Origin of the sequence: Nocardia sp. NPDC051030 (assembly GCF_040683015.1) — a bacterium.
Classification (GTDB): Bacteria; Actinomycetota; Actinomycetes; order Mycobacteriales; family Mycobacteriaceae; genus Nocardia.
This window is the reverse complement of sequence record NZ_JBFBCD010000001.1, coordinates 844,013-858,263: the sequence shown is the minus strand read 5'-3', so window position 1 is coordinate 858,263 and position 14,251 is coordinate 844,013. Positions and strand designations below refer to the sequence as shown.

Sequence of the window (14,251 nt, the reverse complement as noted above, 5' to 3'; positions counted from 1 at the left end):
ATGCAAAGCACGCAACAACAAGTCCAGGAGGACACAAGTGGCGAAGGCGAAGTTCGAGCGGACGAAGCCCCACGTCAACATCGGCACCATCGGTCACGTCGACCACGGTAAGACGACGCTGACCGCTGCGATCACCAAGGTGCTGGCTGACAAGTACCCGACGCTGAACGCGGCATTCGCGTTCGACCAGATCGACAAGGCGCCGGAGGAGAAGGCTCGTGGTATCACGATCAACATCTCCCACGTCGAGTACCAGACGGAGAAGCGCCACTACGCGCACGTCGACGCTCCGGGCCACGCCGACTACATCAAGAACATGATCACCGGTGCCGCCCAGATGGACGGCGCGATCCTGGTCGTGGCCGCCACCGACGGCCCGATGCCGCAGACCCGCGAGCACGTGCTGCTCGCCCGTCAGGTCGGCGTGCCCTACATCCTGGTCGCGCTGAACAAGTCGGACATGGTCGACGACGAGGAAATCCTCGAGCTCGTCGAGATGGAGGTCCGCGAGCTGCTGGCTTCGCAGGAGTTCGACGAGGATGCCCCCGTCATCCGCGTCTCCGGCCTGAAGGCCCTCGAGGGCGACGAGAAGTGGGCCGAGTCCATCGTCGAGCTCATGAACGCGGTCGACGAGTCGATCCCGGAGCCGGTTCGTGAGACCGACAAGCCCTTCCTGATGCCGATCGAGGACGTCTTCACGATCACCGGTCGTGGCACCGTCGTCACCGGTCGTATCGAGCGTGGCATCGTGAACGTGAACGAGGAAGTCGAGATCGTCGGCATCCGCGAGAAGGTCACCAAGACCACCATCACGGGCATCGAGATGTTCCGCAAGCTGCTCGACAACGGCCAGGCGGGCGACAACGTCGGTCTGCTGGTTCGTGGCATCAAGCGTGAAGATGTCGAGCGCGGCCAGGTCGTCGTGAAGCCGGGTACCACCACCCCGCACACCGAGTTCGAGGGCCAGGCGTACATCCTGTCGAAGGACGAGGGCGGCCGCCACACCCCGTTCTTCAACAACTACCGCCCGCAGTTCTACTTCCGTACCACGGACGTGACCGGCGTCGTTACCCTCCCCGAGGGCACCGAGATGGTCATGCCCGGCGACAACACCGAGATGAGCGTCAAGCTCATCCAGCCGGTCGCCATGGACGAGGGCCTGCGTTTCGCGATCCGTGAGGGTGGCCGCACCGTCGGTGCCGGTCGCGTCACCAAGATCGTCAAGTAAGACTGTCTCTCTGAGACTCAGCTCTTACTGAAAGGGCCGTTCCCCCTCGGGGGAGCGGCCCTTTCGCCATTTCCGAAAGTCCACGTAGATATCCAAGGTACTGTGGATGTCATGAGCGCAGCATATGACGTGATCCCCTTCAGCGACCTGCTACACAAGCCGGCCGTCACCGCGGGGCGGCTCGATCAGGTGCGTGCCCTGCGGCTTCGTCGGCGAGATGCCGGGGATCTGGCGCTCATGCGAGTGGAACAGCTCGATGCCGAGGGCGCCGTCGTCGATTTCACGGCACGACTGCTCGCCGGATTGGTCCGTCGGCTGGGCGCGGGTGCGGTGCGCGAGGTGCTGCCCGATGCGGTTCCCTGGGTGACCTTCCTGCCGGACGCGGATGTCGACGTGTTCGTGCGTGAACTAGTCGAAGTCGCACAGGGCGCAGCCGCTTTGGAGAACCTCGCTCCCTTGGCGACGCTGCTCACCCAGTGGCGCAACACCGCCGAGATTCACGCGGACCCGGTCTTGCGCGCCCTGGTGACCCGAGTGCCTGAAGGAGACTTGGGCCCGGTCCCGATCCCGGACCCACCGGAGGCGGCCGAGTGAGCCCCAAGCGCGGCGATCGCGCCGCACCGCCCGCAGTGGACACCGAGTTCGAGATCCGTTTCGCTGCAACGGAAGCCGTAACAGGATGGGAGCAACTGGCCAAACAGGCGCCCACAAACCTGCGTCGCGCCTACGACGCGATTCGTGCCGACCCTAGGGCTGGATCGAATCCCGAGAGGCAGCATCGTCTCAAAGGGTCGCTGGGCGCCGCGGATTGGAAAGGTGCTGTCCTCGAACGCTGGCAATACGAGGTGACCAGCGGTGGTCGCATCTGGTACCTCATCGATGACGACGAGCGCACCGCATGGATCACGTACGCGGGTACCGGGCATCCCAAGGCGACGGGCTGAAGATTTGTGACCTACTCCGCCGAGGCGCAGCCCAATACGCCCTACTCGCCAACAGCCTTTGACCCGGCATTTGCGAGACTGGTGCCATGCGTTCCCCGCTGATCATTGCCGCCGCCCAGCTCGCCTGCGTTCCCGGAGATATCGACGCGAATGTGGTTCTGCACGTGGATCTCATCGACAAGGCCGCCGAATCCGGTGCTCGCGCAGTGGTTTTCACCGAGTTGTCGCTGATCGGCTATGAGCTCGACGTGATCGCGCAGCGGCTGCCGGAGCTCGCTACCGGGCCGAATGATCCACGCCTGCAACCATTGCGAGCGGCCTGCGCGCGGCACGGTATCCACGCGGTGGTTGGCGCGGTCCTTCCTGCCGAAACCGGCTACACCATCTCTTCGCTGGTCTTCGATGGCAGTGGTGATCTGGCGGCCACCTATGCGAAGCAGCACCTGCATGGGGTAGAGGGTGAAATCTTCTGCCCTGGAACCGATTGCGTGGTTATCGAGGTGGATGGATGGAAGCTGGGTTTGGCCATTTGCGCTGACGTCAATCTGCCGGAGCATGCCGCGGAGACGGTGGCCGCCGGTGCCGATGTGTACGTGGCCAGTGCGCTGTACATGGCGGGCAAGGAGGCCAGAAGGGATGGCCACATGGTCGCTCGTGCCACCGAAAATAATTGCTGGACTGTGCTTTCCGCCTACAGCGCCCGGGTCGACGGTGAAGCCACGACCGGCGGCAGCGGCATCTGGCGTCCCGATGGCTCCCTCGCCGCCCAATCTGGCCCCGAATCCCCGGCCCTGGCCATCGCCGCGCTCACCGAGGCATAAGGCCCGTCACTCGTTTCCCCGAGTCCGATCGGGCGGCGGAAGGTGCTCCGGCGTCTGGTCGTTCGGCGTCCGATCGTCGTCGAACACCGAATTGCCTTCCTCGTCGACCCAGTCGCTGACGGCGGTCCCGGAGACCATCCCGTCCGTGCCGGGCATGACGGTGGTAGATCGGTCATCCCGATAGGAGTCCGCCATCTTCGCCGCTTGCCGCCGATGCTTCTCCTCGACTTCTGGCTCCGGTACCACCGGTCGCGATTCCGGTGACTCCTGCTCTTTGTCAACGCTCATGTGACAGACCTGCCCGCGTATGTGCCAATCAAACGGGATGGCCGAGGTTCAGTCTCTCGAGGGCTACGGGCTGACGGGCTCGGCGGGGAGGGCGCCGAGGCGGCGGCCGGAGTCGAAGGTGGCCGCGGCGGTGGGGAGGTGGCCGGGGCGGTGGCTATTGAGGACGCGGGTGGTGGCGGTGCCGGTGGTGGGGCGGGCGAGGGCGTCCATGCGGCGCAGGGTTTGCGCGGCTACGGCTTCGGCGCTGTCGAAGATGCGGATGCCGGGCGGGAGGGCGGCGAGGATGGCGTCGATGACGAGGGGGTAATGAGTGCAGCCCAGGACGATCCCCTCGGTGCCGGGTGGGGTGCGGTCGGCCGCGCTGGCGATGGCTTCGGTGATGGCGGGGAGGTCGCCGCGGTCGATCGAGTCGGCGAGGCCGTGGCAGGCCACACCGGTGACGTCGGCTTCACCGGCGAAGCGGGCGATCAGGTCGGCCTGGTAGGCGCTGGCCGTGGTGGCGGCGGTCGCCCAGACCGCTACCTTCCGGCAGGCGGCGGCGGCCGGTTTGATGGCGGGGACGGTGCCGATCACGGGTACGCCGGGGCCGACTTCGGCGCGGACATGCTCGAGGGCGATGACGCTGGCCGTATTACAGGGCAGCACAATGACTTCCGCGCCCTCACGCACGGAGGTGCGGGCGGTGTCGACCACGCGGTCGATGACCCACTGCTCGGGTTTCGGGCCCCAGGGGGCGCCGTCGGGATCGGTTTGCAGCAGCAGATCGATATCGGGCCGTAGCTTGCGCAGCCACGCCCCGGTGGGCAGCATTCCCAGTCCGGAATCAATGAGCGCGACGATCACACCAGTCACGGTAGTGAACCTGACCCCTCGACCGCGAACCGCGGTCCGAGATCGGGTCAGACCGTGGCTCGGGCTCCGGCGGCCAGTTGGGCGCGCATCTTCATGACCTTGCCGGTCATGCCCGCGCCGACCACGGCGACCAGCGTGCCCGCGCGCAGGTAGTGGGCGAAGAACTTGCGGCCCTTGTCCTCGATGATCTGGACCTCGTCGGCGAGGTGGGGGGTGCCGAGGACCTGGATCTTCACGTCGTACTGATCGCTCCACACGTAGGGGACGCGTACGGCGAGGGCGGCGTGGGGTTCCGCGCCGAGCAGGGCGGCGGTGAGCAGCTGGGCTTGTTCGCCCGCATTGGTCCAGTGTTCGACGCGCTTGTTGTGGCCGGTGTCGTGTTTCCACGCGGCGACATCGCCGACCGCCCAGACGCCGGGAACGGTGGTCCGGCCGACCTCGTCGGTGAGGACGCCGCCGCCGTCCATGGGTGCGGCGAGCGGGATGCCGGAGTCGGCGAGCCATTCGGTGACGGGCACCGAGCCGACGCCGATCACGACCAGGTCCGCGTCGACGATGCCGCCGTCGGAGAGTTGTACGCCGCGCACCGAATCTCCCTCGGTGAGCAGGGCTTCCACGCCGATGCCGCAGCGCACGTCGACGCCTTCCTCGTCGTGCATGCGGGCGACCAGCGCACCCACCTGCGGGCCGAGAGCGGCGGCCAGGGGAGTGGCCTGAGGTTCGACCAGAACCACATCGACACCCTTGGCGCGGAAGCTTGCCGTGAGTTCGCAGCCGATGAATCCGGCCCCGACGACGACGGCTTTCCGGGCATTAGCGAGCTCGTCGCGCAGTCCCGTCGCGTCCGCGTGGGTGCGCAGCACGTGCACACCCCGAACGTCGGGGAAGGAGGCGATGCGCCGCGGCCGCAGCCCGGTGGCAATGATCAGCTGGTCGTAGCCGAGCGTGTTGCCGTCACTCAGCGTGACCTGCCGCGCAGTGGTGTCCACGCCGGTAGCGGAGGCCCCGAGCCGCAGGTCGATCCGGTTCTCGTTGAAGAATTCGACGGGCCGCAGGGCGGTGTCGTCGGTTTCGCCGCGAATGAACTGTTTGGACAGTGGCGGACGGTCGTACGGTGCGCGATCCTCGTCCCCGATGAGGGTCAGTTCCCCCGCGTAACCTGCGCGTCGCAGTTCTTCGGCGGTGCGCAGTCCCGCGAGCCCCGCGCCAACAATTAGAACGTGTTCCACCGAGTCCGACATGGGTCACAGATTATCTGCTCGGGAGGGTCCCCGCCGATGTGTCACGCACCACACCCGAGTTGGTGCCGGATCGTAGCCAGGGATTTATTGATCGGGCGGTCAATCAGGAATTAACTGGAAGCAGGACATACCCTCAGCCTTTAAGGAGGCACATCATGTTCACCGAGAGCCGCGCACAGGACGCTGCGGCCGTCGTACTCGGCGCCGTAGCCGCGTTGTCCCCGATCTGGGTCGCGCATACCGATAAGGCCATGTGGACGCTCGTCGTCCTCGGCGTGCTGATTGCCGCCGCAGGGCTCGGGCACCTGGCCAAGATGGCGGGCACCACCGCCGATTACGCCATGGGCGTGCTGGGCGCATTGCTGTTCATCTCCCCGTGGGTGATGGACTTCCGTGGTTACAGCGGTGCGTCGTGGACCGCCTGGATTGTCGGCGCGTTGACCGTGGCGGTCGCGCTCGCGGCAATGCCCGCGGTGTCGGGTCGCTTCCATGCGGTGACGCATCACTGATGCAGATGCGCAGACCGGGGGCGGGGCGTCGCCGCAGTCGTAAGACCGACGGCGACGCTCGTCTGCTCATTCTGGATGCCGCGGAGAAACTGTTCGCGGAAAAGGGATTCGACGCGACTCCGACCGCCGCCATCGCGACGGCGGCCGGAGTCCCCAAAGGCCTGGTCTTCTACTACTTCCCCACCAAGGACGCGATTCTGTCGGCGCTCATGGCCGAACGCGTCCCCGCCGATCCGATCGACGATATCGATTCCCTTGTCGCTCCGGGTGATCCGGTCAAAAGCCTGGTGAACCTGGATGCGGCCCTGAATCTGCGCGATCACCATTCCTCGGTCCTGCGCGTGATCATGTGGCGTGAGGCGGATACCCATCCGGATGTGCGTAAGCAATTGCGCCGCATGCGGGATCAACTACTCGATATCACCGCGAGGGTTTTGCAGGCCAGCGCACCCGCCCCGGTTCAGCCCGGCACGCTCCGGGCCTGCGCCGCGGCCTGGGTATCGGCCATGTTCGCCATCGCGAGCACCGATCGCCTGCATGCCCTCGATGGCCTGACTCTTCCCACCTCCGATGAGATCTTCCATGTCTCGCAGGTGGTGGCCGCGGGCATGACACAAATGGGCTGAATTCCGTCAATGCCCCAATACCGTTGCTTGTGAATAGCTTTGGTCGCGGCCCGAGTCGCACCGGATCGGCGGGGGCGGTAAGAATGTCGGCCATGGATGCCGATTTCTCCGCCAGTCTCGGGGACACCCTCAATGCGCGTCAGGCGAACTACCGCCTCACCCACCCGGACACCCCCGAACCGGGCACTTCGCAGAACCCGGTGTTGACCGGCATCGACACCGGCACCCACGCCACCCTGGGCCGAACCGGCCTGGACCAGCCCGAACAGCCGGTCCAGTGGGCATCCCCCTACCGCCCCGACCCCGACCAGAGCTCCTTCAACTCTGCGCCGACCCCGGAGCCCGCCTCCTTCCGCTCGGTCATGGACCCCGACCCCGTCTCTCCGCGCCCCTCGATCCCGGAAGCCGATCCCGCTCCCCGCCAGTTGTCCCCCGACCCGGCGCCCCTCCCCAACCGTCGCCACGCCACCACGGACGCCGACCCCATCCCGCCCCGCGCCACCTGGGAATCCGAACCATCCCAGCCGGTTTCGAGACGCGAGTCCAGAGCCGAATCCCGTGCCGCCGAATCCCGCGAGATGGAGTCCCGCCCGCCCGCTCCCCGAGTCCCCGATTCCCCGTCTTCCGACGCCCCGGCCCCCAATATCGACCTCCACCAAATCATGCGTCTCCTACTCACCAGCCACGATCTCGAGGTAGCCGCCCTCGAGGCCGAATCGGGCGAAATCACCGTCTCCGAACTGGCCCGAGCCGCCCGCCGCACCCGCTCCGCAGCAGTCGATCTGGTGGCAGCCTGGTACGGCGGCCCCGACCAGATGCGCAAGTTCGGCGAGGTGCTGTTACAGGCTGCGGCTGAAACCGCTTGATGCAAAGAGTCGTTCGGTGCCGGGTTCGGCGTGGTGCCGATTTCGTGTCGGTGGGCTGGTCGATCATGGGTGGATGACCAGTCCGGGGATGACGGCGGCTGCGGTGCGGGCGGAATTGGCGAAGGTGGCTGATCCGGGGGATGCCGTGCACTTGCAGCGGTTCTTCAAGACTGGGGTGGGGGAGTATGGGGAGGGGGATGTCTTCATAGGAATTCGGGTGCCGAAGACGCGGCAAGTGGTGAAAAAGTTTGGGGGACTGCCGCTTTCGGAGATTGACGCGTTGTTGGACAGTGAGGTGCATGAGCATCGGCTTGCGGGGCTGGTGATTTTGAATGGGGAGATGGCTAGTGCCTCGCGGGGGCGTGGGGGAGATGTTGGGGCGCAACAGGAGATCGTGGAGTTGTATTTGGGGGCTGTGCGCCGGGGGAGGGTGAACAACTGGGATCTGGTGGATGGGTCGGCGGAGTTCATTCTGGGGCCTTGGTTGTTGGGGCGGCCTCGGGATTTGTTGTTTCAGCTGGCGGGGGAGGAGTCGTTGTGGGAGCGGCGGGTGGCATTGCTGACCACGTTCGCGTTTATCAAGGAGGGGGATACCGCGACCACTGTGGAGCTGTGTGAGCTGCTGCTGAGTGATCGGCGGGATCTGATTCAGAAGGCTGTGGGGTGGATGTTGCGGGAGATCGGTAAACGGGTGGATGAGGCGCAGCTAACTTATTTTCTGGATGCGCATGCGGCGGAGATGGGGCGGACCGCGCTCAGCTATGCGACCGAGAAATTGACGCCTGAGCAGCGGGTTTACTATCGCTCGCGGCGCTGATCGGGTGGGGCTGTGACCGAGGGCTCGGGCAGATTCACCTGTTGTTCAGCTTTAGTTGGGTTTACGTTAACCTGGCGCAACCATTCTGTGACTTGTCGAGAAACAGACCGAGCGCCTGCTTAAGGCGTGAAGTACTCGAGCATCATGCGGAAAACGTTCCGCGGTGAGATGCGCGAACGAGTAGCGGTCTCAGCGGCCGGATAACTGAATCCCGGTCCCCCACATAACAAGTCACATATACGCAGACAGTGCGACCACGAACGCCCGAATTCCGCAGCGGCGCTCGCGGTGGATGCTGTGCTGCCGGAGAAACGCGCATGCCTTTACGTAAGCTCATCCCCCTCGCCGTCCTGGCCGCCGTTGTCGCGGTGCCCGGCACCGCCTACGCCGACGCCCCGATCTCGGGTGTGCCGAACGAGTTGCAGGCCCCGGCCCAGCAGATGCAGGCCACGGCCGAGCAGTGGCAGCAGACGCTGCCTGCGCCGCAGCAGGACCAGGTGCAGCAGTTCGTGCAGTCCCTGCCGCAGCCCTTCTCGCAGATGCTGCCGCCGGTCTTCGCCGACAACCTGGACGGCTGGATCAAGAATGCGCTGTTCATCATGACTCAGCGCGGCATTCCGGGCAGCTACGACGGCATCTTCCGCAACATCATGCGCGAGTCGGGCGGCAACCCGGGCGCGATCAACCTCTACGACTCGAACGCCGCGGCGGGCATCCCCTCCAAGGGCCTGCTTCAGGTGATCGACCCGACCTTCAACGCGTACCACGTCGAGGGCACCGCGTTCGATATCTGGAACCCGGTCTCGAATATCGCGGCGGCCTGCAACTACGCGGCCCACCGCTACGGCTCGATCGACAACGTCTTCTCGGCTTACTGAGAAGCCGCTGACGCGGAGTCTTGGGGGCTTCGCCCCCAAACCCCCTGGCCGCCTCGCGGGGGCCGCCGCTCCGCGCGGGTCATGCTGCGGGCTCGCCATTCCTGGCCCCTCAACGTATTTCGGCCGCCGCATCTGTGATGCGGCGGCCGAAATTGTTGTGACAGATCAGAACTGGATCTTGAGGTGGTCCGTGACCGGTCGCGCCTGGCAGCCGAGGATGTAGCCGTTGGCGATGTCCTCGGGGTCGAGGATTTCGGCGTTCTCCATTTCGACGGTTCCTTCGAGGACGGTGCAGGCGCAGGAGCCGCATTCGCCTTCGAGGCAGGAGTAGGGGACGTCGAGGCCCTTGGAGAGCATGATGTCGACCAGGGTCTGGCTGCGCGGCCAGGTGAGTTCGTGTGTCTCGCCGTCGAGTTCGACTTCCACGCTGGCGGTGTCGGCGGCTTCCTCATCGCTGAGCTCGGTGGGGGCGACATCGGCGAACGAGTCGCCGGAGAGCGAGTTGAAGACTTCGGCGTGGGTTCGGTTGCGCGGCATGCCGATCGAGCCGAGTGCGTCGTGGACGCGGTCCATGAACGGCTTGGGTCCGCACATGAAGGCCTCGAACCCGGCATAGGGCTTGGTGAGGGTGGCGAGCGCGTCGGCGGTGGGCAGTCCTTGCAGGTGCTCGAGCCAGTGGATGACGACGAGCCGCTGTGGATGCTTATCGGCGAGTTCGCGTAGCTCCGCGGCGAAGATGACCGATTCGTGGTCGCGATTGGCGTACACCACGACGATGCGCCCATTGCCCCGCGCGAGTGCGGATTTCAAGATGGCCATGACCGGCGTGATGCCGCTGCCCGCCGCGAAGAGCAGTAGATCCTCGTCGAGGTTCTTGGGTGTGAAGACGCCCGACGGCGGCAGCACCTCGAGGGTGGAGCCGGCTGTCACGTTGTCGCACACCCAGTTCGAGGCGTAGCCGTCGACGGTGCGCTTGACGGTCACCTTCGGCTTGTCGTCCGTGTAGGGCGAGCTGGCCAGGGAGTAGCAGCGCGAGACGGACCCGGTGAGTTCGCTGGGGATGCGGAGGGTCAGGAATTGGCCGGGCTGGTAGGTGAAGCGTTCACGCAGTTCCTCGGGCACGTCGAATACCAGCGAGCAGGAGTCGGCTGTTTCGTTGATGACCGCGGAGACCCGCAGCACGGCCGATCGAGAGCTGTGCGGTACGTCGACGGTGGTCATAGTGTCCTCTCGAACCCGGCGTGTGGTGCGTTGCCGGTGCAGTCTACCCAAACTAGAACGTGTTCTAGTTTCACTATACGGTGCGCTCTTGCTGCCGGACAAGCTGAGCCTCGAGCCCGGCGATGAGCACATCCATGGAGAAGTCGTAGGAGTACTTCCCACGCAGGTCGCCCAGATGTTTCATCGCGCGTTCGACGGCTTCCGGCAACACCCGATCGGCGAGTACCCCGCGATCGCGCGGGTTCACCTTGCTGCGCCCGAACAGATAGGTGTGGATGGTCGCATAGGCGGCGAGCACATTCCGGTCGTCGAATCCGGCGTCGAAGAGGATTTCCATGACGGCCGCGATCAGATCGAGCTGTTTGCCCAGCATCTGCTCGATGAGTACGTCGCCGAGGCCCGGGTGTTTGCGCAATTTCTCGTCGATCTGATCGACGATCTCGCGCAGCCGCATTTGCCATGGCCCGAATTCCGGTGGCGGCTTGCGCACTCCGGTGAGTGCGGCGGTCGCCACCAGGTCGAGTAGCTCGCGCTTGTCCGCGACGTAGTAATAGGGGGCCATCGGAGAAACTCCGAGTTCGCGGGACAGTCGCCGCATGGAGAGTTTCTCCACGCCGTCCTGGCGGACCACCCGCAGGGCGGCCTCGACGATCTCGGCTTCCGAGAGGGTGTTACCGCCCCCGCTTGTCTGCATTCGCCCGACTCCCATGCCACCTCGGTACCGTGGGTCCGGATTTCCGTCCCCTGCCTGTTCAACTGCTGAAATTCCCACCGAAGTGTAGAGCGCGCGCTCTCGCACGGGTCCGGCTGCGGGTGGACCGCGAAAGGTTTATCGGACTATCGGGATAGCAAGCGGCGCGCCAATCATGATTGCTGAGTATGTGCTGACCTAGCATTCCAGGAATGCGCCATGATCGCCTTCCCGATGGTTTCGGGGTGCGAATCGATCCCAGGGTGCGCACTTACTCCGGTGGACGGCTCCTGGTCGGCGGCACGCCGACCCGGTTGCTGCGGCTCGCGCCGGAGGCTGCGGCCCTGATCGGTGACGGGTACCTCGAGGTGACCGACCCGACGTCGGCCAAGGTTGCCAGACGCCTGCTCGATTCCGGCGTGGCGAATCCGCGCCCGCGGCTGCTGCCCGCGCTGGAGGACGTCACCGTGATCGTCCCCGTGCACAACAATGTGCCCGAATTGAATCGGCTGCTCTCGGCGCTGCGCGGGCACACCGTGATCGTGGTCGATGACGGCTCGGATAAACCGGTGCGGATTCCGGAATCGGGTGGCAGCCGTCGCCGGGTGACGGTGCTGCGCTGGGATAAGCGGCACGGTCAGGCCGCCGCCCGGAATTTCGGCCTGCGCGCGGCGGCAACCGAATTCGTGGCCTTCCTGGACCCGGATGTGGTGCCGCGGACGGGCTGGCTGGAGGTCATGCTGGGCCATTTCAGCGATCCGAAGGTGGCCCTGGTGGCCCCGCGGATTCTGGCCATGGACCCGGATTCCACGGTGCTGGCTCGCTATGAGCACACCCGGGGTTCGCTGCATCGCGGTCGCCGCGAGTCGGCGGTGCAGGCGCACGGCCCGGTGCCGTATGTGCCGAGCACCGCGCTGCTGGTGCGCAGGCTGGCCCTGCTGGGTGAGGGTGGTTTCGACGAATCCATGCCCGCGGGTGGCGATATCGACCTGTGCTGGCGGCTGGATCGGGCGGGTTGGCGGTTGCGCTATGAGCCCGCGGCCCGGGTGGCGCACAGCAATCCGGTGTCGCTGCGAAAGTGGTTCACCCACAAACTGACCCATGGCACGGGTGTGGCCCCGCTGAGTCAGCGGCATGTGGGGATGGCCGCGCCGCTCTCGCTACCCATCTGGACCGCGGTGACGGCCGTGCTGTTCGGCACGCTCACGCGCTGGGGTGCGGTGGGCGCGCTGCTGACCCTGATCACCACGCTGTTCCGCTTGCGCCGGGTTTTCGCCGGTCTCGACAATCCGACCCGGGTCGCCGCGATATATATGGCGCGCGGGTTTTCGGGTGGGGTGTGGCGGCTGGCTTCCTCGCTGTGCCGCCACTATTGGCCGGTGACGCTGCTGGGCATGTTGTGCTCGCGCCGGATTCGGCATATCGCGGTGACGCTCGCGGTGGCGGAGGGCTTGGCGGACTGGTTCATTCATCGGGAGTCCGGCGCGCTGGATCCGACTCGATATGTGGCCTGCAAACGCCTGGACGATATTGCGTATGGCGCGGGCCTGTGGTGGGGCGCGGTTCGCCAGCGCAGCGCATCCTCCCTGCGACCGACTTTGCCGCCCAACTAGATTCGCCTACCGTTCCACCGGACTGAACAGGGCACGTTTTACAAACTGCTGCGTAGCTCACATTTCGTGAGGTTCTGTTCGGGGTGTGACCTGCGGGACAAACATCCGGCTTCTACCGTCGGGTGTAAAGCCCGTCGGTACTCTTTGGGGCGGGAAAGAAAGGCAAATGGTCAGCAACATCGCAGGTGGGAGCAATCCGCAGCACGGTGCCGAACCGGGCACGCAACTTGGCGCGCTCGAGGCCTATGCCGCGCAAGCCCACGGATATCTCAGTGTGGGCGGCGAACAACTCGGTCAGCTGCCGGGTTTGCTGCGACCGATGGTCCTCGAATCATGGTTGCGCAGCCTGCGCGGCGGCGTCGATCCCATGGACGACAATGACGGTCGCGGCCTGCGCGGCACCGATCTGGTCCGCTATCGGGACGCGCACGCGACCGCCGCGATCATGCCGCTGGTGGACAAGTTGCTGCTGCGCGATGCCACCAGCACCGGACTCATCGTGGTCATCTCCGATCAATTCGGCCGGGTGCTCTCGGTACACGGCAATGCCGATCGCGTGCATGCCGCGGCCGAGGCGGGCCTGCGTGAGGGCAATGATCTGAGCGAGCGCCGGGTCGGCACCAATGCGGTGGGCCTGGTGGTGCGCACCGGCCGCGCGGCCTGGATTCACGGTCCGGAGCATTTCCTGCAACGCCTGCATCAGATCACCGGAGCGGCTGCGCCCGTGCATGATCCGGATGGCCGCCTGGTGGGCGTGCTCATGATCGCGGGCGGCGTGCGTGTCGCGCGACCGGAGATTCTGGCGCTGGTCAAGGCGGCGGCGACGGCGGCGGAGATGGATCTGCTGCTGGCCGCGGTGCGGTCGGGGGATCGCCGTTCGGGTGCGGACGCGCCGATGCCGGAGCGGCTCGGCCTGGAGGTGCTCGGGCTGGGGCAGCCGCAGCTGACCGTGGCGGGGGAGCGAGTTCCCTTGTCGCAGCGGCACGCCGAGATCCTGTTGCTGCTCGCCGAACACCACGAGGGTTTGTCGGCGGATCACCTGGCGCTGCTGCTCGATGACGCGGATCTGGACAATGCCACCATTCGCGCGGCCATGTCGCGGCTGCGGTCGGTCGTGGGACCGAATGTGTTCGGGTCCCGGCCGTACCGGCTGTTGATTCCGATCGCCACCGATGTGGAGGCGCTGCGCGCCGCGCTGGATTCCGGGGACGCCGATACCGCGGTGCGGCTTTATTCGGGTCCGGTGCTGCCGCGTTCGACCGCGCCGGGAGTTATAGACATTCGCAATGAATTGCGGGTTCGATTGCGCACGGCCGTGCTGCGTTCCGGCGATGCCGCGATCTTGAGCCGATGGACCGCCGGTGCGGAAGGGCGTGACGACGCCGCCGCGTGGGCCGCCTATCGAGCGACGGTCGATCGAGATTCTCCGCTGTATTCGCAGATCGAGGCCAAGATGCGCGTGCTGGATCGGCGTATGGGCGCCGATGCAACGCAGATGCAACGTTTCGACTCATAGTCTTCGAATCCGAAAGTGCGGTTAGTCACACCGCGGCTTCATCATGTGGGCGTTCCCACATTCTTCGCGCTCGATGCGCGATCTTGCGAACCAACTAGACGCTCGTCCAACTTTTTTTGGGGAAAAAGTTCCGTTTTATT

Annotated in this window: 16 protein-coding genes; 11 read left to right on the top strand and 5 right to left on the bottom strand. The window is 65.6% G+C overall.

What is annotated here, in order from left to right:
• Window positions 1-37: 37 nt before the first annotated feature.
• The 4 genes from tuf to AB0N05_RS03570 all read left to right on the top strand — a co-directional run bounded on the left by tuf (window position 38) and on the right by AB0N05_RS03570 (window position 2,993).
• On the top strand, window positions 38-1,228 hold the full coding sequence (gene tuf, locus AB0N05_RS03585; protein WP_364687068.1) for an elongation factor Tu: 1,191 nt from the start codon (window positions 38-40) through the stop codon (window positions 1,226-1,228).
• 111 nt (window positions 1,229-1,339) lie between these two features.
• Window positions 1,340-1,822, top strand: a complete 483-nt coding sequence (locus AB0N05_RS03580; RefSeq protein WP_364687066.1) for a hypothetical protein — start codon at window positions 1,340-1,342, stop codon at window positions 1,820-1,822.
• Window positions 1,819-2,172, top strand: coding sequence for a hypothetical protein (locus tag AB0N05_RS03575; protein ID WP_364687064.1), 354 nt, complete (start codon window positions 1,819-1,821; stop codon window positions 2,170-2,172). The genes AB0N05_RS03580 and AB0N05_RS03575 overlap by 4 nt, the downstream gene beginning before the upstream one ends.
• A gap of 86 nt (window positions 2,173-2,258) precedes the next feature.
• Window positions 2,259-2,993 carry a carbon-nitrogen hydrolase family protein gene (locus tag AB0N05_RS03570; protein ID WP_364687062.1) on the top strand — a complete coding sequence of 245 codons (735 nt, stop codon included), beginning with the start codon at window positions 2,259-2,261 and terminating at the stop codon, window positions 2,991-2,993.
• Window positions 2,994-2,999: 6 nt separating this feature from the next.
• Here the strand turns inward: AB0N05_RS03570 and AB0N05_RS03565 are convergent, their stop codons facing one another.
• From AB0N05_RS03565 to AB0N05_RS03555, 3 genes are all read right to left on the bottom strand, one after another.
• Window positions 3,000-3,281 (bottom strand): hypothetical protein, encoded by a 282-nt coding sequence (locus tag AB0N05_RS03565; RefSeq protein WP_364687060.1) that lies wholly within the window; start codon window positions 3,279-3,281, stop codon window positions 3,000-3,002.
• Window positions 3,282-3,344: 63 nt separating this feature from the next.
• Window positions 3,345-4,124 carry an aspartate/glutamate racemase family protein gene (locus AB0N05_RS03560; protein ID WP_364687463.1) on the bottom strand — a complete coding sequence of 260 codons (780 nt, stop codon included), beginning with the start codon at window positions 4,122-4,124 and terminating at the stop codon, window positions 3,345-3,347.
• A gap of 56 nt (window positions 4,125-4,180) precedes the next feature.
• The gene (locus AB0N05_RS03555) at window positions 4,181-5,374 is read right to left on the bottom strand and encodes an FAD-dependent oxidoreductase (RefSeq protein WP_364687058.1); all 1,194 of its coding nucleotides are present in this window, start codon (window positions 5,372-5,374) and stop codon (window positions 4,181-4,183) included.
• Between the two features lie 155 nt (window positions 5,375-5,529).
• Here AB0N05_RS03555 and AB0N05_RS03550 point away from each other — a divergent pair, with 155 nt between their 5' ends.
• From AB0N05_RS03550 to AB0N05_RS03530, 5 genes are all read left to right on the top strand, one after another.
• Window positions 5,530-5,883, top strand: a complete 354-nt coding sequence (locus AB0N05_RS03550) for an SPW repeat protein (RefSeq protein ID WP_364687056.1) — start codon at window positions 5,530-5,532, stop codon at window positions 5,881-5,883.
• A gap of 5 nt (window positions 5,884-5,888) precedes the next feature.
• Window positions 5,889-6,509, top strand: coding sequence for a TetR/AcrR family transcriptional regulator (locus tag AB0N05_RS03545; RefSeq protein ID WP_364687461.1), 621 nt, complete (start codon window positions 5,889-5,891; stop codon window positions 6,507-6,509).
• A gap of 92 nt (window positions 6,510-6,601) precedes the next feature.
• Entirely contained in the window at window positions 6,602-7,375 is a 774-nt protein-coding gene (locus AB0N05_RS03540; protein WP_364687054.1) for a hypothetical protein, read from the top strand.
• A gap of 73 nt (window positions 7,376-7,448) precedes the next feature.
• On the top strand, window positions 7,449-8,192 hold the full coding sequence (locus tag AB0N05_RS03535; protein WP_364687052.1) for a DNA alkylation repair protein: 744 nt from the start codon (window positions 7,449-7,451) through the stop codon (window positions 8,190-8,192).
• Window positions 8,193-8,509: 317 nt separating this feature from the next.
• On the top strand, window positions 8,510-9,070 hold the full coding sequence (locus AB0N05_RS03530; RefSeq protein WP_364687050.1) for a transglycosylase SLT domain-containing protein: 561 nt from the start codon (window positions 8,510-8,512) through the stop codon (window positions 9,068-9,070).
• A gap of 165 nt (window positions 9,071-9,235) precedes the next feature.
• Here the strand turns inward: AB0N05_RS03530 and AB0N05_RS03525 are convergent, their stop codons facing one another.
• Together AB0N05_RS03525 and mftR2 are read right to left on the bottom strand one after the other, a co-directional pair.
• Window positions 9,236-10,291: a ferredoxin--NADP reductase gene (locus tag AB0N05_RS03525; RefSeq protein ID WP_364687048.1), complete on the bottom strand. Its 1,056-nt coding sequence runs from the start codon at window positions 10,289-10,291 to the stop codon at window positions 9,236-9,238.
• A 73-nt stretch (window positions 10,292-10,364) separates the two neighbouring features.
• On the bottom strand, window positions 10,365-10,985 hold the full coding sequence (gene mftR2, locus AB0N05_RS03520; protein ID WP_364687046.1) for a mycofactocin system transcriptional regulator MftR2: 621 nt from the start codon (window positions 10,983-10,985) through the stop codon (window positions 10,365-10,367).
• A 209-nt stretch (window positions 10,986-11,194) separates the two neighbouring features.
• Here mftR2 and mftF point away from each other — a divergent pair, with 209 nt between their 5' ends.
• Both mftF and AB0N05_RS03510 read left to right on the top strand, forming a co-directional pair.
• Window positions 11,195-12,595, top strand: coding sequence for a mycofactocin biosynthesis glycosyltransferase MftF (gene mftF, locus AB0N05_RS03515; protein ID WP_364687044.1), 1,401 nt, complete (start codon window positions 11,195-11,197; stop codon window positions 12,593-12,595).
• Window positions 12,596-12,761: 166 nt separating this feature from the next.
• A complete protein-coding gene (locus AB0N05_RS03510) occupies window positions 12,762-14,111 on the top strand; it encodes a GAF domain-containing protein (protein ID WP_364687041.1) in 1,350 nt (449 codons plus the stop codon).
• Window positions 14,112-14,251: the final 140 nt, after the last annotated feature.